Raw genomic sequence first — 20880 nt, forward strand, 5'->3', positions numbered from 1 at the left:
GTGGTTACACAACCGCTTCGCCGCAAGAGCGGCGGGCGTAGAATAATAAAATCAAAAAATATAAGAAGAAAATTGTGACGTACCGCCCGGCAGCCTTCATAAAAAGCGAAGCATCTCCTTTCTGGCGCGAAGTCCACGAGCGAACAGTTCACCGTCCATCGCTTTTTTGCCCTCGGCCTGCACGCTGAGCAGTTCGATCCAGCCGTCAGTTCCGGCCACGAGCAGTCGCCCGTCCGCGATGCGGAGCGTCCCCGGTTCATCCGGCGCTGTTTCAATGGCACAGGCCTTCGCCTTGTAGATTTTCAGACTCTTTCCGCCGAAAGTTGTCCATGCGGCAGGTTTCAGCGCGAGACCGCGGATGAAGTCATGCAGGCGTTGCACCGGCTGGTTCCAGTCGATGCGGGTGTTCTCGCGGTTCAGCTTCGGCGCTTTCGTGGCGAACCGCTCATCCTGCTTTTCAGGCATCACCGCGCCATCGGCGATCATCGTGAGCGTGCGCTCGACCGTACCTGCACCAATTTCCGACAATCGCTTGAGCAGCTCAAAGGCGTTCTCGTCCGGACCAATCGGCGTGCGATCCATCGTGATGATGTTGCCGGTATCGACTGACTTCTGAAGAAAAAAGGTGGTCACACCGGTTTCGGCGTCGCCATTGATGATCGCCCAGTTAACCGGCGCCGCGCCGCGATAGGCGGGAAGCAGCGAGCCGTGCAGGTTGAAGGTGCCGAGCGGCGGCAGCTCGAGCACTTCCGGTGGCAGAACGCGGAACGCTGCCACCACGATCACGTCCGGCCTTGCAGCGGCGACTTGCAAGGCAAACTCATGACTGCTGACATCATCGGCCTCCAGAACCGGAAGCCCCAGTTCGAGCGCCGCCTGCTTGACCGGCGTCGGCTCGGGCGGCGAGTTTTTGCTGCGGCGAGGCTTGTCGCAGCCTGTCACGACCAGCACCGTCTCGAACTGCGGCTTCATGGCCGCGATACGGCGCAGCGAAGGAACGGCAAACTCCGGTGTTCCCATGAAAACAACTCTCAACCCCACCGGTCAGGCCTCCGCTTCGACACGGTTAACGTCACGGGCCAGCGGATAATCGGCCTTCACCCGTCCTTCGGCGATGGCGTCAAGCTCCTTCTGGATTTTGCGGCGATCACGCTTGTCCATGCGGTCCACGAAAAGCGTGCCGTCGAGATGGTCGATCTCGTGCTGAAGCACGCGGGCCATCATGCTGTGAAAATCGGCGGTGTGCTCCTCAAACTTCTCGTCACGGTAGTGCAGGGTGATGGCCGACGGCCGGACGACGTTACCCGCAATGCCCGGCACGCTGAGGCACCCCTCCTCCATCAGGCTGCGCCCGCGAACGGCAACGATGCGGGGATTGATAACCACCATCGGCTTGAAATCGGCATACTCCTTGATGGTGGAAATATCCACCACTACCAGGCGTAGCGAGTGACCCACTTGCGGCGCAGCAAGTCCGATGCCCGGTGCCTTGTACATAGTATCGAACATCTCGGCAATCAACTCCTCGATTGCTGAATCGACCCCTTTCAGGGGCTTGGCTTTCATAGCGAGTACCGGGTCGCTATAGGTATTGATCGGTAAAATCATTGCGTACTGCTCGTTAACTGTGGATAGCCCGTTAACTCTTGCAAAAGCAAAAGGGTAGAGCTTTTCCTGAAGATAACCCTGTTAACTCCAAAATAGTTGCCCCACACACTCCAGCGGCACTCAACCGCTCAGCCGGCACATTGGAATAATAGCCGTCTAATGTACGGTTTTCAGCGTTCTTTTCCGTCCGGCTCTTCCCGCTCCGCCGCCTTCATGGTTCACAGGGAATTCGCAGAAAAACAATACATTAGAAAAACCGAAAACACAAAATACTGACAGCAAGAACATCGTGAAACAAACGGGCAGCGACACGATCGCAAAGGTCGAAGCGCTTTTCAAATCGTACATGAAGGAGGAGGGGCTCCGCTGCACCCAGGAGCGCCTGAGCGTGCTCAGAGAGATGTATGGCTCCAGCACCCACCTTGACGCCGACGAGCTCTTTGTCCGGCTGCGTAAAAAAGGAGTTGCCATTTCACGCGCCACGGTGTACCACACCCTTGACCTGCTCTTCAGGTTCAACCTCGTCACCAAGATCGATCTCGGCCATAAGCACACCCACTACGAAAAATCCTGGGGCGTGACCAACCACCTGCACATCATCTGTCTGAAATGCGGACACGTTTCGGAGGCCACGAGCTGCGAGCTGCCGGAATTGATGGAAACGCTCTGCGTCGGGCACGGCTACTCGCTCGGCAGTTTCAGCCTGCAACTCTTTGGCGAGTGCGCAGACAAGGAGGCCTGCGCCCGGCGCATCAGCAACAAGCACAAAGAGAAAACCTGAAATCCGGACACCATGCCCTGGCTCTATCTGATCCTCGCCATCATCGCCGAAGTCTCCGGCACCACCAGCATGAAGCTCTCGGCAGGCTTCACCAAGCCGGTGCCATCGGTTTTCATTTTCGTTTTTTACGCCACGAGTCTTACTTTCCTCACACTGGCGCTCAGAACTTTGCCTGTCGGCATGTCCTACGCCATCTGGTCGGCGCTCGGCACGGCGCTCATCACGGCAATCGGCGTGCTCTGGTTCGGAGAAGGATTGAACGCGCTCAAGATAATCTCCCTGATCCTGATCATCGCGGGCATTGCCGGATTGCATTTCAGTCAGGAACACATGAAGTAAGGCGAACAGGCATGAGTCACCAACATCCGGTTTACAGGCGAATTGTCGTCAAGGTTGGAACCAACGTCATTACGGGGCGCAACGGCAAGCTCGATCCAGCGATTCTCGACAGCCTGACCTCGCAGATCGCCGCACTCATGCAGGACGGCGTTGAAGTCATTCTCGTCACCTCCGGCGCGGTCAGCGCCGGGCGCGGCATCGTGTCGCTCAGCGGTAATCTGACGCCGGTCGAGACGCGCCAGGTGCTGGCCGCCACCGGGCAGATCCGGCTCATCAACGCCTACAATGACCGTTTCAAAAAACACGGCATAACCGGTGCTCAACTGCTCGTCACCAAGGGCGATTTCCGCGACCGCCAGCACTACCTCAACATGCGCACCTGCTTCGAAGCGCTGCTTCAGCAGAAGATCGTGCCGATCGTCAACGAGAACGACGCCGTGGCAATCACCGAGCTGATGTTCACCGACAACGACGAACTCTCCGGCCTCATCGCATCGATGTTGCAGGTGGACGCGAACATCATTCTCTCGAACGTGGATGGCCTGTTCGATACACAGAGCGAAGGGAACCCGGTGATCGAGGAGATCGATCCCGGCACGAAGAACTTCAGCCAGTACATCCGCCCCGGAAAATCGGAATTCGGGCGTGGCGGCATGCTCACCAAGTGCAACATCGCGCACAAACTCTCGCGCCTCGGCATCACTGTGCATATCGCCAACGGCACCACTCCCGGCATTCTACAGACCATCGCGCACGGCGGAAAAGCCGGCACGAAGTTCATCGCCCAGAAACCAAAGCAGAGCCGCAAGCGCTGGGTCGCGCTCAGTGAAGGGCTTGAGAAGGGAGCCGTCATCATCAATCAGGGCGCCATCGACGCCCTGACCTCCGGCCAGAGAGCCACAAGTCTTTTGCCTGTCGGCATCACCGGCGTCGAAGGCTCGTTCCAGCGCGGCGACATCATCCGCATCTGCTCGACAGATGGCAAGGTCATCGGTTACGGCATGGCCTCCTGCACCGCAGAAAAAGCCCGCTCAGCGATGGGCCAGAAAGGCCTCAAACCGGTCATCCACTACGATCACCTGTATCTGGTGCCGTAGGAACCCTGCGTGCCTGCCCTTCCTCCGCCTCCGCAATATCCCCCAACCCGTTGCTCGCGCAGTAGAGCTCAGCGTTATCTTGCAGCGTTCAGGTTTTGCTGTTTTATCCTTATCCCCACGCCAATGAAAACAGAAGTGAAAGTCATCATTATCAGCGGAATCGTAACGATCATCGTCGCGATCATCAACGGCAACGACAACATCCATGCGGGCGGCAACGTCACGATGCACGGAGCAAAGAAATGATGAAACACAACACCATCAAAATCATTGCCGCAAGCGCTGTTTTCAGCATATCGACCGGCATCTTCGCACCATCGTTCTGCCTGAGCAACGCGGCAACCGGCGCCACTAATATTCAGGGAAATCAAAACATTGTCGCGGGTGGCAATGTTTTGATATATCACGGATTGTCGGCCAAACAGTGAGCCGGGTACAGAAAGAGCATCCAGCAGCAAGATTGGGAGACGACCAAAGAGAATCCCGCGTTCTGAAAGCTGGTTCGCGTTACTCACGGGGGCAAGGATGTCAAAGAACTTGGTCCGTACAGCCGGGCAACCTATTGGGAGGACCTTTCAAACTATCTCGATAAGGTGGTGCAGGCGGATGCCGACGCGCAAAAGCTGTTCAGCAAGGCTCCGTTGGCGCAGAGCTGAAAGCCCTGATTCCAAAAGTCGAAGCCGCCAGAAACAACTTCGACTACAACGAAGTCAGCCGCCTGCTCTCGGAGTTCCGCGACAAACACAACGATTTGCGCCAAGACCTTGCAAAGGTGGATTATCTGCAAGGCCGGAACTACGAACTGCAAATCAACTACCCCGAAGCCGAACGATACTACAAAAAAGCCGCCGCCATCGAAGACGAAAACCCGCTCTATCTCAATGCCCGTGCAAGAATACTCTGGGAACCGGGACGATACCCCGACGCTGAACCGTTGATTCGACACGCATTCGCTATCGGCGAAAAAGCGCTCGGCCCAAAGCATCCGAACACGGTTCAATGCACAAAAAACCTCAACGCTTTGCTCGAAAAGAAAAAGCAGTGCGGCTTCATCCGTTGCGCGGCTTGGCGCACAGCCGCACCCACGCGGCGAAGCGATCCATCCAGCCTTGCAGGAAATCCCGGCTGCCGGGGCCAATTCCGCCGTCGGCGTCGAAGAGATCGTCGCGAAACTGGATGAAGGCTTCTGGCTGGGCCATTGTTGGAACGTCGAGCACGGCGAGGATGTTGCGCAGGTGCTGCTGGGCCATTGCTGTTCCGCAGGCGCCCGATGAAAGGCCGATAATGCCAGCCGGTTTGCCCTGCCAGGCGTTGTACCCGTAGGGACGGGATCCGACATCAATGGCATTTTTGAGCACGCCGGGAATCGAGCGATTGTATTCGGGCGTACAGAACATAATGCCGTCAGCCTCGGCTATCTCACGCCTCAACCGTTGCATCGATTCGGTCGGGTGCTCTTCGTCATCCTGATTATACAACGGAAGATCATCGATGCGGAGGTGATGGAAAGCAAAGTCGGCAGGCGCGAGCCGGATGAGCGCGTCAGCAAGCCTGCGGTTCAGCGACTCGCGCCTGATGCTGCCAACAACCACAACGATACGATAGGTGTTCATAACGGGATGGATTAGAGTTCGTCAAGACCATCTGCTCGAACGTCCCGCCACCGCATTTGGTTTCCCGAATCCAGTCGCGCGCATACCGAAACGCCGCGGCCATTTTGAAGCCGCAGTGAGAATCGGTATTATGCTTTTGACAATACTCAATGAGTTCACCCGTTTTTGCCGACATCCATCGGGCAAAAAGGCAAGATGAAAAAAGCGCTGCTCATCACCGGCCTTGTGGCCAGCCTGCTGGCTGTACTTGGTTTGTGGCTGCACCGCAGCTATACGATCCTCAAAACGAAGCCTCCCGCCCCCCTGACCACCGACGTCAAACTCGAACAGCCGTCATCGCTGTTCAACCTGCCCATCAGCATCGAACATACGGTACTGGCGGACTATCTGAACGGCAAGATTCGCGGCAATTTCCTGAACGCCGACCTGTGGTTGCAGAAAAAGCACAAAGAGCGCGTCAGTCTCGCATTGACAAGAGAAGAAAACATCACCATCAGCTCGAACGGGCATAAGCTCTTCTGCACCTTTCCGGTCTCGGCAGAAGCACGGCTTACTGACAGCCGCTTCGGCAAGTTTCTCGCAAAACTGCTCGTCTGGCCGATCCATGCCAAAGCGGTCGTCACCTTCTCGACACCAATCGCGCTCGATCGCAACTGGCATCTCAAGACTCGTTTCAAAATCGAAAATATCAGGTGGGAAGAGGAGCCTGTGTTGAAAATAGGGCCGTTCCGGAAACACATCAGGGCTGACGTCGACACCCTGCTCAGCGACAACAAACGCGGCCTGACCGCCCTGCTCGACGCCGAAATCGACAAGGAGGCCAGCCTTTACCCCACCGTTAGCGATGTCTGGAAAGATTTGCAGAAACCCATCGTGCTCACCCGAAAGCCTGTTCCCGTCTGGCTGCGCTTCCACTGCAACGACATCACCGGCCATATTTCACTGAACAAGAGGGCCATCGTCTGCAACGCCCGTATCATGACAAACATGAGGATGCTGACCGACACGACCGCCATCAGCCCGCCAACGCCTTTGCCCCGATTCCGGCAAACTCCCCGAGACAGCATCTCGACCATCTCCGATGTCAACTTCTACGCCCTGGTGCCCTTCGCCAGCATCAACAGAAACCTCAATGATGTCTTCATGAACCGGCGCTTCAGCCGCTCCGGATACGACATCGTCGTACGCAGCGTCGAAGCATACGGCTCGTCAAGCGGGCTTTCGGTAGCCATCATGACAGACCTCGACCTGAAAAGCCATATCGTCATAAGCGGTCGTCCGCGCTATGACATACCGACCCACACCCTCAGCATCGACCATTTTGACTACTCCATCGACACTGGCAACCCGATCATCAGAACAAGAGAACTCATTCTGCACGATGCCATCCGAGACAGCATCAGCACCCGGCTCGATGTGCAGATCGGCTCGTTGGTCGACCGGCTGCCGACAATCATCACCAGAGCCGTATCCAAAGCCAAAGCGGGCAGAACCATCGATCTGACCATCGACAGCCTCGCCATCCGCAAATGCGATATCCGCGTCGGAAGAAACAACATCTATCTTCTGGTCAACGCCACCGCGAAAAATGCCCTGCGCATCAAGCGGATCAAATCCGGCAAGGTCATCAGAATCCGCAAACAAGCCGAAACAAAGGATCAAAACCCCACCAGTCAGCTCCCCCGGCCTCCAGACACAGACAACAAATCCCGATTGTTACCGGTCACGGCGCGCCCGTTGCAGCTCACCAATCACTTCTGAACCGCCGCGTCATACTTTCCATTGAAAAATTCCCGGAGAGAAGCTTTAACTCTTATTCTGAAAAGACCACAAAATTGTACTGGCACTATCAAGAGGTAACCATTTCTGCTGGGAGATGTTCTGCTGATCAACGATCAGCACAAATCAGCGGCCAAAGCCATTTGTGACCGCGTGCTTTACCACCTCACGCTGCTTGAGGAACAAGGAAATGGTGGCAAGCTCGTCGTAGCCATATCGGGTGATTCGGAAACAGGAAAATCGGGAATATCCCACTCGCTCGCCCTCTTGCTCAAAGCTCAAAGCATCCGCATCAAGATTCTGCATACCGACAACTCCTACCGCGTCCATCCCCTTGACCGGTGGAAGCACCGGATCAGCAACAGCAACAATTATGAACTGGTCACCGATTTCAGCAAAATTCAGACGCTCGTCATCGACGGCAACGCCAACAACCTGAAAATGCACGCCTGGGGCAAATGCCATCCGCAGGATTGCGACTGGGGCGAAGTCAACGCATACCCATACGCGCCGAACGTTTCCAGCCCGATCGAACCGCAAGCGCAGGCCGTCTCCGCCGTTTACACCACAAACTTCAGCCAGACGCTGGTCATTGTCAAGCCGGCAGGACCTAACATGATTCGCGCCGAAGTTTTTACCCGCTTCACCGACAACAGCAACCGCAGCAACTACACGGAGGTCTACCCCTTCAGACGGCAGCTTCGCCTTACGCCGATAAGGCCTTTCCCCGGCCTGCTCCCCATGCCAGGAGCAGCCGTCCAGGAGGATTGTGTGTCGTTCAACCCGGTGACCACGACCGTCAGGAAAATCGACGGAAGCTGGAAAATCGTCGATGGCAGCCACTGGCTCTTCGATTTCGGCGACAAGGAGAGCGAAGCCAGAACAGCTTATGCCATCATCAAAAAATACGGCTTCACCCGTTCATGCTTCGTAGGCCGTCCCGACCCGAGCTTTAACTACCTGAGGAAGTAAGCGCGATTTTTTTGTAGATGCACAAAACCCCCGGTTTCAGCAAATGGAACCGGGGGTTTGCCATTCACCGCAAACGAGCCCGCCAACAACATCAGTATCCACGCATGATCGACCACCACAACTTGCCCCGCGTCCTTCATCCGGATTCCGGAAACCGGCCAGAGAAACCGCGCCGGGTCGATCTGCTGCTCGTCATCGCATCGCTTCTGGCTGCGCTGCATCTTTTTCCAACGGTAGCGTTCTCGGAACCGGGGCGGCTGACGGTGCTCTTCACCAGCGACCTGCACTCCCACTTCTCACCGCATCACGAGCTGGCAGACAATGGAAGCATCCGGGACGCAGGCGGCTACGCTCGGCTTGCCGGAGCGATCGAACAGGAGCGCAAACGAACGGATGGGAACACCCTGCTTGTCGATGCGGGCGACTTCACCCAAGGCACGCTCTACCACACCGTTTTGCAGGAAGAGGCGCTCGAACTTCGCCTGATGGGCGCGATGGGTTACGACGTCGCCACCTTCAGCAACCACGATTTCGACTTCCGCCCATCCGGAGCTACCGGAATGCTCCGCGCCGCGCGAGCCAAAGCGCAGGTGCTGCCGCAACTGGTCATCTCGAACCTCCGTTCAGTACAAACGACCCCGGCGATGCGACGCTGAAACAGGCTTTCCGCGACTACCCGGTGCGCGGTTATACGATTATCGAACGCAACGGGCTGCGCATCGGCATTTTCGGTCTGCTTGGCAAGGATGCCGCCGAAGACGCGAGCTTTGCCAGACCAATCACCTTCTCCGATCCAGTCGAAGCGGCAAGAAAAACGGTGAAGATTCTGAAGGAACGCGAGAAAGTTGACCTCGTCGTCTGCCTGTCGCACAGCGGCACCAATCCAGACAAGGCACACTCCGAAGATGAAAAGCTTGCCGCCGCCGTCCCCGGCATTGACGTGATCGTCAGCGGCCACACCCACACAATTCTGCAGTCGCCGATCAGGGCAGGAAAAACGCTCATCGTCTCCGCCGGATCGTACGGCACATGGCTCGGCGTACTCGATCTAAAGGTCGGAAAGAGCTGCAAGATTGAGGTGACGGGATACCGGCTGCGGAAAATCGACACAAGCGTACCGGAAGACCGAAATATCGCCCGCACCATCGATGGCTTCCGGAGTCTCGTCGAAGAGCGCTACCTCTCGCACTTCGGCTACCGCTTCAGCCAGGTGCTTGCCTTCCAGCCATTCAACGGCCAGACCATCGAAGAGACATATACCAAACCCGGAGAAACCGGCCTCGGCAACCTCGTCACCGACGCCTACCGCTACGCCGTCGGAGAGGCTGAGGGTCGCCGCCGCCACATCGACGCCGCTGTCGATGTGCTCGGCTGCATTCGTTCGTCGCTCTTCAAAGGCGACATCCGCGTGTCGGATGTTTTCCAGACCACCTCGCTCGGCCCGGTGCAATACGGCTATTGCGGCAACACCATCATCGTGGTCTACCTCACGGGCCGCGACCTGAAAAACCTGCTCGAAGTCCACACCAGCATCGCTCCGTCAAAAAAAGACGCCCTCCTGAGCGTCTCCGGCATCAGGTTCAGCTACAACCCCAACCGCATGCCGTTCGACCGCGTAACCTCAGTCGAAATCGAAGGGGCCGATCACCGCTTCCGCCCGCTGGAGAACGAACGCCGGTACAGCGTGGCGATCAACTCCTACCTCGCCAACCTGATTGATTTCGTCGGCAAAAAATCCTTCGGCATCCTGCAAATCACGCCGAGAGACGAAGCGGGAAATGCGGTATCCGCCAGAGATGAAAGCAGGCTCACGGTAATGCGGAACGGCGAACCGCTGCGCGAGTGGATCGCACTGGCCGAATACCTCTCGTCGTTCCCCGAAAAGAACGGCATTCCGACGATGCCCAAACGCTACGCCAAGCCCGAAGGCCGCATTGTCGCCGAGGCTTCATGGAACCCCGTCAAGCTCATCGCCAGAGGCAACTGGATCACGATAATCGCCGCCGTACTGATCGTTGTCGCGGTGATACTCGTTGTTGAATTTGTCCACAAGCGCTTTCGGCAAGGTGATCATAAGTGATACCCTTATTCTCATTTATCCTGATTTCAAAATGATATCCATAAAGATGGAATTCAAACTTTTCTTGATTTGACTTGACTTTTTGTGGTAGCTTTTAAGGGATTTCGTTACAGAGCGTTGTTGATGAGCGTCACATGAAACGAGATATGAAGAAACGAACTAATAACTTGTTAGAAACCAGAGGCACTCTATGTCCCCCAAAGTTTTTGTAAGCCACGCCAGCGAAGATAAAGATCGATTTGTACTTCAGTTCGCAGAGCGCCTTCGTCAAAAAGGTATCGATGCTTGGCTGGACAAGTGGGAAATGCTCCCGGGAGATAGCCTTGTAGACAAGATATTCGAAGAGGGAATAAAGGAGGCCAAAGCAGTAATCGTCGTTTTATCAAAGTTCAGCGTGGAAAAGCCGTGGGTAAGAGAAGAACTAAACGCCGCCTTTGTTAAAAGGATCAACAACGGGAGCAAACTCATTCCAATCGTTATCGACGATTGCGAAGTCCCAGAAGCGTTGAAAAGCACGTTATGGGAACCCATCGCTGATCTGTCGGCTTATGACAAAAGCTTCGATCGTATTGTTGCCTCGATCTATGGTGCCAATGACAGACCACCTATAGGGCCGCAGCCCGAGTACGTCCAGTCATTTGTTCAAGCCATCGGCAACCTAAACAACATCGATAGTCTTGTGCTCCGTTTTTCCTGCGAGGAAGTATTGAAGACTGGGAATGCTTTCGTTAATCCTGAGCGCGTCTTCTTAAAAGATGACAAACCGATCCTTCCGGAGGACGAGCTGAAAGATTCCTTAGAAATACTTGATGGTGGCGGCTATATCAAACTGATGCGAACCCTCGGCGGTGGCTTTTTCCCATACCAGATAACCACCTATGGCTTTGATGTTTATGCAAATGCTTCTATTCCCGATTATCAGGGCAAGATTGCGGCGGTAGTCTCTGCCATAGTGAATGAGAAGTTGATGAGTAATGCCAAAATTCAAGAGCGACTAAAGGAGAACAAAATCATCGTTGATCACATCTTAAACGTGCTTGAAAACAAGGGCCACATAAAGCAATCAAAAATGATTGGCGGGTTGTCGGAAATATTTAATGTTTCGCCTTCATTGAAGCGAGCACTAAGCGGTGGCTAGTGTCACGTCACCACAAAACTGTCTCATCAAAAATTACAAAAACTGATTAATCTCTTTATTTTTATAGGCTTATGAGCAGGCCCGCATCCTCTCTCCGCAAGTTTATCCGTCAATATAGCGGAGACGTGACACTAGTTTTCTAACCCGGCAGTCCACACGGACACTGCGCGATAAAGCCACGCAGCGCCGGTGATTTCAAACGTTATGATGGTGCGCTGGATTGTAGTAAAATGCAGGCATTAATCAGTAATAAGCTGACTTTGTTGAAAGCCAGAAATAAACCGGGTTTGACCTCAAGCAGAAATAGCGTCACAAATGGGCGTGTCAAAAACGGTTAGAGGAAGAATCGAATCCCACCCATTGGCAACCCAGCCCATTCCCCATCGCTGAGTTCTCTTCGCAGATACGCTCAGGCTTGTGGAATGAAACTCGTGATTCAAATGGTGCGAGAGGATGATGAGAAGTATGAAGAACCCTGCCGCAAGCAGCGGGGTATCTTGAAGGCAATACTTGAATACTTTACGCCGTAAACGGCGGGGTATTTACCCTTAGGGAATAAAAGGGTTAGGGATACGTGAGTCACACGGCGCGAAACCGGCTCTTTCAGATACCGGCTCACGGTGAAAAAAGTTTGATCAGCGGCTTGTCAGCCTCAACATTACCGACCGCCTCGCGTTTACGGCAAGTGAACAAATTCTGCCACTCTGGCATTTACTATAACTGTAATCCGGAGAAGGGCTCACAGAGAAACCCATTCCATACCGCCTGGCATATGAGATATTTGATAGTAATCAGACCACATATCGGCAATGTAAACACAGCCTTTCATCGTTACCAGAACCAGCAAGGCAACATCGGCACCTGTAGTTCTTCAACTGCAAACAAACCTGAGGGATGATCTTGGGAAACGTCTTGAACATAGAAACCTTCGTCGACCTTGGTCTTGACCCCGGATCGGCAAACACCCTGATGTGCATAAAGGATCAGGGCATCGTGGTCAATGAGCCGACGATTGTCGCCGTCGAAAGCGAATCCGGACAGTTGCTTGCCTTTGGACACGAGGCCCTCAACATGCACCAGAAAATGCATCCGGGCATTCAAACCATCATGCCTGTAACCAACGGAATTATCGGCGATTACGAGAATACCCAGAAGCTCTTCAGAGAGCTGCTGCACAACGTCAAGCCCAGGATTCTCTTCGGCATTCACCGGCTTGTGGTCAGTATACCTCTCAGCATCACGGAAGTGGGAAAGCGCGCGTTCTTCGATATGGCGGAACATCTGGGTGCCAAAGAGGCCTGGCTGGTATTGGAACCGATAGCCGCAGCAATAGGTGCCGGCCTGAACCCGTTCGAGCCTGTCGCAAACCTGATCGTCAATCTGGGTGCCGGCACTACGCAAATCGCGGTCATCTCGCTGGGCGGCATTGTTTCAGGGGAATCGCTCTCTGTTTCAGGCAACCAGATCAACAATGCGATCATCGAGAACCTGAGAGAACAGAACAATCTGGCTATCAGCGAATATGCAGCCGAACATATCAAGCGGAACATTGCCGCCACCGACAGGGCTGACCGCGAAAGCCGGCTGACGGTCAAAGGGTTCAACCTGCTGACCGGTTTTCCTGATACGCAGGAGATCAGCACGGCGGTCCTCAGGGAAATCATCACGACACCGCTGCAGGAGATCGTGACCGCAATCAAAAAGTGCATCGAGGTACTTGCCGACAAACCCGATGTCGCCGTTGACATCCTCGAACGGGGCATCTATCTGACGGGAGGCGGTGCGCTGTTGAGCGGCATCGACAAGAAAATCCAGTCCGAGACCGGACTCGCTGTCACCATCTGCGAAGAGCCGCAAACAACGGTCGGCAAAGGATTGTGTACGATTCTGGAAAATTTCGAGCATTACCGTCCGGTTCTTCTTGACAACAACAAGAAGCATAAACAGTAACATCGCCGCAGTGACCAGCCAGACAGCAGAATAGCAAGAAGCCCGAATAAACCTGGCAGAGGTTATGCGGGCTTCTTGCTTTACAAGGCTGTTTCACGGTGCTCAGAAGGTTTTCTGTTCACAGGAGCATCCGTTGCTGCCCTGCACCTTGCTGATCGAGTCCTCGACGATCGACAGCAGAAAGCTGATACGGCCTTCGGCATAGGACAAGGTGGGCGAAATGGCCTTGAACTTGCCGATCAGCTCTTCGAGCTTCTGCTTTTTCATGGCATTGATGAGGCCATGAGAGATGCCAACCTTGTCAACCGGTACAACGGTTCTGAAGCCCGGCTCGTACTTCTGCATGCCCAGGTCGATTGTCTGTTTGGCATCGGATTTGCCGACAGCGGCAACGGCAGGCTGATTGACCTGATTAAGGTTGCGAATCGGCATGAGCCTCATCACCGGCTTTCCCGTTGGTGCAGCGGCCGGCTTCATCAGGAGGTTGCGCCGGTCGATTTTCAGGTTCCTGTCGATCAGCTCAAACCTGTTGAGCAGAGAGCGCTCGAAGTTGTTGAACTTTTTGAGCTGCTCTGCGGATTCCGGCGGCCAGGCTTTCTGAACAGGCGTCAGTTTGATGATACTGGCTACGTTGAAGGGGCCGTAAAGATCCTTGGCCGCAGCATCGATCTGCCGAAGCAGGTCTTCCTGCTCGGCATAGCCGGTCTTGAGCACGGTCATCAGAAAATCGATCTCGCCTGCCATTTTCATGAAACCCGAGGTGCCGATATAGGCATCCGGCGTCACGCTCTTCATCTGCGATGCGTACTTCCCGGGCTCGCCGCTGACATTCCAGGCCGGGTCGTTAGCCAGGGTTTTCCAGACACTGAAACCGAACGGTTAGCGGTTGATCAAGCCGAACTGGCAAGTCTCAACGTGCGATATACAAAGGAGTTATGGCCTTGAACGGGGCTGATCCTGAAAAGAGGGCGTCCAAAGTATAGTGCCAGGTATTTGTACATCCATTGCACAAAAGATAAGCAATCCACTGCCGTGCAAATCAACAAATCGTAACAACAGAAATCACCGGCTCGCTTCGCTCACACCTGACTGTCGGTGTTTTTCTGCTGTACACCATCAGCGACAGAAGCACCGGAAGATCGAGCTGTAAAAGATGACCGGCAGGCTACCCTTCCCTGTCGTCGATGTCGAGCGTGCCTTGTGCGGCGACAGTTCCGGCGGTGGTGGGCGGCCCCTTCAGAATCCATTCAAATACCACGCCGATCAACGCACCGGCGATCGGCCCGGCAACGTAGACCCAGGCAAGCGTTGTATCGCCGCACACCAGCGCGGGGGCAAGCGAGCGCACAGGGTTCATCGATGCACCGCTGACCGGCGCAGCCCACATCCCTGCCAGCGCAATGTAGCCGCCAACCGCAATCGCGCCGTTGGTGCCGATATTACGCGCGCCCGACGAGGTGCCGAGAATCGTGTTCACCAGCGCGGCGGTCAGCACCATCTCCATGACGAGCGCCTTTAGCGGCGTGACCTCGTGGCCTGGCAACGTCATGCCCGGCGCGACCGCCGCGTTGCCAAACATGAAGCCGAGAAACAGCGCGGCCAGCCACCCTCCGGCGACCTGGGCAAGGATGTAGCCCGGCACGCGAACCCAGGGGAAGTTCCGGCGCATGGCAAACGCCAGAGTAACGGCAGGATTGAGATGCGCGCCGCTCACCGTGCCCATGAAGTAGATAATCGCCATCACCATCAGGCCAGGCGCGACCGGCAGGAGCGCATCGCCGGCATGGTTACCGGAACTCGTCGCCGCCACAGGACCGCCCGCTGCCACGAGCACCAGCAGAAAAGTACCCCACAACTCGGCAAAAATCCGCTGCCATTCGTGCTTCGGGTCGAGAAAATTGGGCGCAATCTGGGTCAGAAGCATCCGGGCGCGTTGCGCCGCATGGTGGTTATTATCGTTTCCCGAAACCATATCACATTTCTGGATAAGCGGTTAGCAATCTTGTAACAAAAAAGCTCTTTCACAAAGCGGCTGCTTCTTTGCATTCGCTTTGCAGCTAAAATAAAGATAAAAAATGCTCACCAAGTTGCCACCGTCACCCCAAAGATCATTCCGCGGCAAACGCCATTGCGCCGGTTGCCGGATATTGACTATCTTTTGCGTCAACGATCACTCACCAATCCCTTTTTCAAGGAGCAGCGTCCATGACCGAACACGAAGCTATCGTCAAACAGTTGCAGGCCGTACAAAACGCAAGCCGCAAAATCGTCCCCCTCAATGAAGAGACCATCAACGGCCTGCTCGTCGAGCTTGCCGACCGCATTCCCGCAGCCGCCGATGCGATCCTCGAAGCCAACCGCAAGGACCTCGAACGCATGGATCCCGCCGATCCGCGCTACGATCGGCTGCTCCTGAACGAAGCTCGCCTGAACTCGATCGCCACCGACCTGCGAAACGTCGCCGCCCTGCCTTCGCCGCTTCACCGGGTGCTCGAAGAGCGCACGCTGCCCAATGGGCTTGAGCTGAAAAAGGTCTCGGTGCCGCTCGGCGTGATCGGCATCATCTACGAATCGCGCCCGAACGTCACCTTCGACGTCTTCGCGCTCTGCCTCAAGTCAGGCAACGCCACCGTGCTGAAAGGCGGCAGCGACGCGGCCTACTCGAACATCGCCATCGTGAACCTGATACAAACAGTGATCCGCGACCGGGGGCTTGATCCCGATATGATCTACCTCCTGCCCGCCGAGCGCGAGGCGGCGCACATTCTGCTCAACGCGGTGGGTTACATCGACGTCATCATTCCACGTGGCAGCCAGGCGCTGATCGACTTCGCGCGCAAGCACTCCACGGTGCCGGTCATCGAAACCGGAGCGGGCATCGTACACACCTACTTCGACCAGAGCGGCGACCTTGCGATGGGCCGCGACATTGTTTTCAACGCCAAGACCCGCCGTCCGAGCGTCTGCAATGCGCTCGACACACTGATCGTGCACGAGAGCCGCATCGACGACCTGCCGGTGCTGGTGGTGCCGCTCGAAGAGAAAAACGTACAAATTTTCGCCGACGAACCGGCCTATTACAAGCTGCTTGGCCGCTACCCCGACGAGCTGCTCGAAATGGCTAGCCCGGAGCACTTCGGCACGGAGTTCCTGTCACTGAAGATGTCGATCAAGACCGTTGGCAGCCTCGAAGAGGCGCTCAACCACATCGCCCGCCACAGTTCGAAGCACAGCGAGGCGATCATTGCATCGGATCAGACGACCATCGACGCCTTCATGAAGCAAGTCGATGCGGCGGCGGTGTACGCCAACACCTCGACCGCTTTCACCGACGGCGCGCAGTTCGGCCTTGGTGCGGAGATCGGCATCAGCACGCAGAAGCTGCACGCGCGCGGCCCAATGGCGCTCAAGGAGCTGTGCAGCTACAAGTGGCTCGTCACCGGCCAGGGACAGGTGAGGACCGCCTGATGCTCGAAGCGCGCAAGCTCGTCAAATCGTACGCCCTGCCCGGCCAGCCACCGCTGAAGATTCTCGACGGCATCGACCTCTCGGTCGCACCGGGCGAAATGGTGACCGTCATCGGCGCGTCGGGCAGCGGCAAGACCACGCTGCTCAACCTGCTCGGTACGCTCGACACGCCCGACGAGGGCGAGCTGATCTTCGACGGCTCGCCGGTTTTTCAGGGCAGCCGCTGCCTGCTCTCGAAAAAGGAGCTGGCCGCATTCCGCAACCGCAAGATCGGCTTCGTCTTCCAGTTCCACCACCTGCTCTCGGACTTCACGGCGCTCGAAAATGTCGCCATGGCCGAGTTCATCGGCACCGGCAAACTCAAACCCGCCAAGGAACGCGCCGCCGTGCTGCTCGAAAAACTCGGCCTCAAGGCCCGCCTCGACCACCTTCCCTCGGAGCTTTCCGGTGGCGAGCAGCAACGCGTCGCCATCGCCCGCGCGCTCATGAACAAGCCCAAACTCGTGCTCGCCGACGAACCGAGCGGCAACCTCGACAGCCGCAACAGCCGGATGCTCTACGAACTGATGGCCTCACTCAGCAAGGAGCGCCAAACCTCGTTCGTCATCGTCACCCACAACGAAGAGTTCGCCGCCACCGCCGACCGCTGCCTCCACATGCAAGACGGGCGCTTGCAGGCGTGCGGGGGATGATGGATTTGAGAAAGGGAGAATACGCGGGTTCGCCCTGAAAACGACAAACCACTAAAAATCGGGTTATCTGATAACTGCATCGTCAACCCAATCCACCGCACTTCCATCCTGATGACCAACTCCACCCCCAACGCAAAAATAGGCCCCATCGAGCTTGCCGCTTCCGTCATGCCGCGCCATGCATGGACATTCCTGTTCGCATCGTTCTTTTCGATCGGCATGGTCACCTTTGTCTCCATCGGGCAGGCCTACATTCTCAACGAGCATCTCGGCATTCCGGTCTCGGAGCAGGGCACCATCAGCGGAGACCTGGTCTTCTGGACAGAGATCGTGACGCTCTTGCTCTTCGGCCCGGCAGGAGCGATCATGGACCGCATCGGCAGGCGTCCGGTCTATGCCGTCGGCTTCATCATTCTGGCCATTGCCTACCTCTACTACCCGCTCGTGACCAACGTGTTCCAGCTCACCATCGCCCGCATGATCTACGCGGTCGGCGTGGTGGCCGTCACCAGCGGACTGGCGACGGTACTGGTCGATTATCCGAAGGAGCGCTCGCGGGGCAAGCTCATCGCGGTGGTCGGATTCCTGAATGGACTCGGCATCGTCATCCTGAACCAGTTCTTCGGCGGCCTGCCCAAGAGGCTCGTGGCGAACGGCATGAGCGGCACGGAGGCCGGATTCTGGATGCACGCGACCATCGCGGGCACGGCGGCACTGACGGCTATCGTGCTCTTCTTCGGCCTCAAGGGCGGCACACCGGTGCGACACGAGGAGCGCCCGCCAATCAGGAAGCTGCTCACCAGCGGCTTCCGCCACGCCCGCAACCCGAAGATTCTGCTCTCCTACGCGGCGGCCTTCGTGGCACGCGGCGACCAGTCGATCATCGGCACCTTCGTGCCGCTCTGGGGCATGACCACCGGCCTGGCGATGGGCCTCGAACCAGCCGAGGCGGTCAAAAAAGGCACCTTCATCTTCATCATTTCGCAAGCCGCCGCGCTGCTCTGGGCGCCGGTCATCGGCGTTTTCCTCGACCGCTGGAACCGCGTCACGGCGCTGACGATCTGCATGGGTCTGGCCGCCATCGGCTACCTCTCTCTGGCGATGATCGGCAACCCTCTCGAAACGTACTCGCTCATCTTCTTCGTGCTGCTCGGCATCGGCCAGATCAGCGCTTTCCTTGGCTCGCAATCGCTCATCGGTCAGGAAGCCCCGAAAGAAGCCCGCGGCTCGGTCATCGGAGCCTTCAACATCAGCGGAGCCATCGGCATCCTCTTCATCACCACCACCGGAGGCCGCCTCTTCGACGGCATGAGCCCCAAAGCCCCCTTCATTATCGTCGGCGCAGTGAATCTGCTTGTGATGCTCGGCGGTATGTGGCTGCGGACGCGGGAGGTGAAGGAGAGGGGAAAATTTGCGGCATGACAAAAAAACTGTCTTGTCATGCTGAGTGAAGAGAAGCATCCCGTTTGGATTGATCGCCGCAGAATCGAATGATGAACAAGCCGAAACACTTGGCGCGAGTGCTATGGAAATACATTGGTGGATTGATGTTTTTGGGAACCTCTCTGAGGCTCCTATTGGAACGATCAACGGACTATGCCTATTGTAGACACAGGATAGTCAAACCAAACGCGCTGTTTTTTTGATGAATATTGACTTTGATTGAGAGAAGCACCATGTCAACACCTGCCATCAGTACTGAATAGTTGAAGCTTTCCGTATTTGAGCGTATTCAGCTTGTCGAGGATATCTGGAACAGCATTGCCGCCGAAGCGTCGGATACGATTGAGCTATTATCACAAACGCAAAAAGATGAACTGCATCGTCGCGTTGCCGAGCATCGCGCCGACCCTTCGACAGCCGTTCCGCGGGAACAGGTCAAATCACGATTGTTTTCGGGAAAATCGTAATGAGAATTGTAGTTCGGCCAGAGGCTGAGCAAGAACTTCTGGAGGCTCATGCCAGGTATGAATCAAAAGCCCAAGGACTTGGCTATGAGTTTGCCCGTGCTGCCGATGCTGCAGTCGCCTCCGCACTTCGAACTCCTTTTGGGTATGGAACACGTATCGCAGAAGGGTTTCGCCGTGTACTCTTTGGCACACAATCTCCACAATGTGATCCCCGCCAATCTTTTCCAACGTAGCATTGGTGATGCCGGGAGCGCCGACGGCTTCGGCTGCTACACCGTCGAACGCTCCCGGCAATTTCTCACGCCCTCGTAATCACCCTGCAAATCTGCTCGATCTCCTCTTCCTTCAGATACGGATGCATCGGCAGAGCAAAAACCCTCGCGCTGAAATCTTCCGAGACCGGGAAGTCGCCGGGTTTGTAGCCGAGATTTTCGTAGGCTTTCTGGAGGTGCAGCGGGATCGGATAGTAGATCGCCGAGGGGATGCCCGCGTCCTTCAGCGCGGCCATGAGCTTCGTGCGGTCGTCGGTGGAGTTGGCGAGCACGGAGTATTGCGCCCAGCAGGAGGTGTAACCTTCCGGGACTTCGGGAACGACGACGCGATCCTTCAGGCGGGCGCTGTAGGCAGCGGCGACCTTGTTGCGCAGGTCAAGTTCGTCGTCGAAGATGGTGAGTTTTTCGTTGATGACTGCCGCCTGGATGGCGTCGAAGCGGCCGTTGAGGCCGATGCGCTCGTTGTTGTATTTGTCCGAACCGCCGCCGTGCACGCGCACGGAGATCAGCAGTTCAAGCAGCTCGTCGTCGTTGGTGAAAATCGCGCCGCCATCGCCGTAGCAGCCGAGCGGCTTGGCCGGGAAGAATGAGGTCGCGCCGACAAGGCCGAAGCTGCCCGCCCTCCTGCCGCCGACCGTGCCGCCGAAGCCCTGCGCGGCGTCTTCGAGAATCCAGAGTCCCTGCTCGGCTGCCACCTTTTCGAGGCGGTCGTACTCGGCGGGCAAGCCGAACAAATCGACTGGAATCAGGGCTTTCGGATTTAACCCCTTTTTGCGCGCCTCTTCGACCGCCGGGGCGACGCCATCAGGGTTGATGTTGAAGGTACCGGGCAGCACATCGACGAACACCGGCGTCGCGCCCACAAGGCTGACGACCTCAGCGGTGGCCACGAAGGTGAACGGCGTGGTGAGCACCGCGTCTCCGGGGCCGATGCCCTTGGCCATAAGCGGAATGAGCAGCGCGTCGGTGCCGGAGGCGCACGAAACACAGTGCTTCGTGCCGACGTACTCGGCAAGCTTTTTCTCGGCTTCGAGCACTTCGGGACCCATGACGAACTGGGCGCTGTCGATGATCCGCTCGATACGCTTCATGAGGTTCTCGCGGATGCGGTTTTTCTGGGTTATGAGGTCGATGAACTGCATAATTTTATTGGGCTAAGATGATGTTCCTGAAAAAATTCG

At 56.4% G+C, this 20880-nt stretch carries 21 protein-coding genes and 1 pseudogene; 15 read left to right on the top strand and 7 right to left on the bottom strand.

Translation table 11 applies throughout. From position 1 onward, the window contains the following. Positions 1–96: 96 nt before the first annotated feature. Together fmt and def are read right to left on the bottom strand one after the other, a co-directional pair. Entirely contained in the window at positions 97–1035 is a 939-nt protein-coding gene (gene fmt, locus AYT24_RS06575; protein ID WP_264357646.1) for a methionyl-tRNA formyltransferase, read from the bottom strand. 9 nt (positions 1036–1044) lie between these two features. Beyond that, positions 1045–1608 (bottom strand): peptide deformylase, encoded by a 564-nt coding sequence (def, locus tag AYT24_RS06580; RefSeq protein WP_010933121.1) that lies wholly within the window; start codon positions 1606–1608, stop codon positions 1045–1047. 289 nt (positions 1609–1897) lie between these two features. Between def and AYT24_RS06585 the strand changes: the two genes are divergently transcribed. Genes AYT24_RS06585 through proB form a run of 3 tightly spaced genes read left to right on the top strand, consistent with a single transcriptional unit; the run spans position 1898 to position 3825 of the window. Next, on the top strand, positions 1898–2389 hold the full coding sequence (locus tag AYT24_RS06585) for a Fur family transcriptional regulator (RefSeq protein ID WP_010933122.1): 492 nt from the start codon (positions 1898–1900) through the stop codon (positions 2387–2389). A 12-nt stretch (positions 2390–2401) separates the two neighbouring features. Further along, positions 2402–2728 (top strand): DMT family transporter, encoded by a 327-nt coding sequence (locus AYT24_RS06590; protein ID WP_010933123.1) that lies wholly within the window; start codon positions 2402–2404, stop codon positions 2726–2728. Between the two features lie 11 nt (positions 2729–2739). After that, positions 2740–3825, top strand: coding sequence for a glutamate 5-kinase (proB, locus tag AYT24_RS06595; protein ID WP_010933124.1), 1086 nt, complete (start codon positions 2740–2742; stop codon positions 3823–3825). Between the two features lie 74 nt (positions 3826–3899). Here proB and AYT24_RS06600 read toward each other — a convergent pair whose 3' ends face one another. Beyond that, on the bottom strand, positions 3900–4340 hold the full coding sequence (locus AYT24_RS06600; RefSeq protein WP_164927033.1) for a hypothetical protein: 441 nt from the start codon (positions 4338–4340) through the stop codon (positions 3900–3902). Positions 4341–4597: 257 nt separating this feature from the next. On the opposite strand from AYT24_RS06600, the pseudogene AYT24_RS10760 reads away from it, so the two are divergent. Continuing rightward, positions 4598–4762, top strand: a pseudogene (locus AYT24_RS10760) (hypothetical protein); the annotation flags it as partial. Between the two features lie 112 nt (positions 4763–4874). Here the strand turns inward: AYT24_RS10760 and AYT24_RS06610 are convergent. After that, the gene (locus AYT24_RS06610; RefSeq protein ID WP_010933129.1) at positions 4875–5438 is read right to left on the bottom strand and encodes an NADPH-dependent FMN reductase; all 564 of its coding nucleotides are present in this window, start codon (positions 5436–5438) and stop codon (positions 4875–4877) included. Positions 5439–5603: 165 nt separating this feature from the next. Between AYT24_RS06610 and AYT24_RS06615 the strand changes: the two genes are divergently transcribed. From AYT24_RS06615 to AYT24_RS06640, 6 genes are all read left to right on the top strand, one after another. Then, positions 5604–7199, top strand: coding sequence for a DUF4403 family protein (locus AYT24_RS06615; RefSeq protein WP_010933130.1), 1596 nt, complete (start codon positions 5604–5606; stop codon positions 7197–7199). 171 nt (positions 7200–7370) lie between these two features. Beyond that, complete coding sequence (locus AYT24_RS10400; protein ID WP_010933131.1) at positions 7371–8189, top strand: hypothetical protein; 819 nt, start codon at positions 7371–7373, stop codon at positions 8187–8189. Positions 8190–8293: 104 nt separating this feature from the next. After that, positions 8294–8845, top strand: coding sequence for a metallophosphoesterase (locus AYT24_RS06625; protein WP_164927035.1), 552 nt, complete (start codon positions 8294–8296; stop codon positions 8843–8845). Next, entirely contained in the window at positions 8842–10269 is a 1428-nt protein-coding gene (locus AYT24_RS06630; protein ID WP_407637589.1) for a bifunctional metallophosphatase/5'-nucleotidase, read from the top strand. The genes AYT24_RS06625 and AYT24_RS06630 overlap by 4 nt, the downstream gene beginning before the upstream one ends. Positions 10270–10459: 190 nt before the next feature. Beyond that, positions 10460–11407 (top strand): toll/interleukin-1 receptor domain-containing protein, encoded by a 948-nt coding sequence (locus AYT24_RS06635; protein ID WP_010933132.1) that lies wholly within the window; start codon positions 10460–10462, stop codon positions 11405–11407. An 894-nt stretch (positions 11408–12301) separates the two neighbouring features. After that, a complete protein-coding gene (locus AYT24_RS06640; protein WP_010933136.1) occupies positions 12302–13357 on the top strand; it encodes a rod shape-determining protein in 1056 nt (351 codons plus the stop codon). Positions 13358–13459: 102 nt separating this feature from the next. Here the strand turns inward: AYT24_RS06640 and AYT24_RS06645 are convergent, their stop codons facing one another. Then, positions 13460–14152 carry a hypothetical protein gene (locus AYT24_RS06645; RefSeq protein WP_010933137.1) on the bottom strand — a complete coding sequence of 231 codons (693 nt, stop codon included), beginning with the start codon at positions 14150–14152 and terminating at the stop codon, positions 13460–13462. Between the two features lie 370 nt (positions 14153–14522). After that, positions 14523–15329, bottom strand: a complete 807-nt coding sequence (locus tag AYT24_RS06650; RefSeq protein ID WP_010933138.1) for an MIP/aquaporin family protein — start codon at positions 15327–15329, stop codon at positions 14523–14525. Between the two features lie 233 nt (positions 15330–15562). Between AYT24_RS06650 and AYT24_RS06655 the strand changes: the two genes are divergently transcribed. From AYT24_RS06655 to AYT24_RS06675, 5 genes are all read left to right on the top strand, one after another. Further along, on the top strand, positions 15563–16825 hold the full coding sequence (locus AYT24_RS06655; RefSeq protein ID WP_010933139.1) for a glutamate-5-semialdehyde dehydrogenase: 1263 nt from the start codon (positions 15563–15565) through the stop codon (positions 16823–16825). Next, positions 16825–17517 carry an ABC transporter ATP-binding protein gene (locus tag AYT24_RS06660; RefSeq protein ID WP_164927264.1) on the top strand — a complete coding sequence of 231 codons (693 nt, stop codon included), beginning with the start codon at positions 16825–16827 and terminating at the stop codon, positions 17515–17517. The genes AYT24_RS06655 and AYT24_RS06660 overlap by 1 nt, the downstream gene beginning before the upstream one ends. A 111-nt stretch (positions 17518–17628) precedes the next feature. Beyond that, positions 17629–18939: an MFS transporter gene (locus AYT24_RS06665; protein WP_010933141.1), complete on the top strand. Its 1311-nt coding sequence runs from the start codon at positions 17629–17631 to the stop codon at positions 18937–18939. A gap of 284 nt (positions 18940–19223) precedes the next feature. Next, positions 19224–19427 (top strand): addiction module protein, encoded by a 204-nt coding sequence (locus tag AYT24_RS06670; RefSeq protein WP_010933142.1) that lies wholly within the window; start codon positions 19224–19226, stop codon positions 19425–19427. Between the two features lie 48 nt (positions 19428–19475). Next, positions 19476–19739: a hypothetical protein gene (locus tag AYT24_RS06675; protein ID WP_164927037.1), complete on the top strand. Its 264-nt coding sequence runs from the start codon at positions 19476–19478 to the stop codon at positions 19737–19739. Here AYT24_RS06675 and AYT24_RS06680 read toward each other — a convergent pair. Further along, complete coding sequence (locus AYT24_RS06680; protein WP_010933143.1) at positions 19726–20841, bottom strand: DegT/DnrJ/EryC1/StrS family aminotransferase; 1116 nt, start codon at positions 20839–20841, stop codon at positions 19726–19728. The genes AYT24_RS06675 and AYT24_RS06680 overlap by 14 nt on opposite strands. Positions 20842–20880: the final 39 nt, after the last annotated feature.

This window comes from Chlorobaculum tepidum TLS, assembly GCF_000006985.1.
In the GTDB taxonomy this organism is placed as follows: domain Bacteria; phylum Bacteroidota; class Chlorobiia; order Chlorobiales; family Chlorobiaceae; genus Chlorobaculum; species Chlorobaculum tepidum.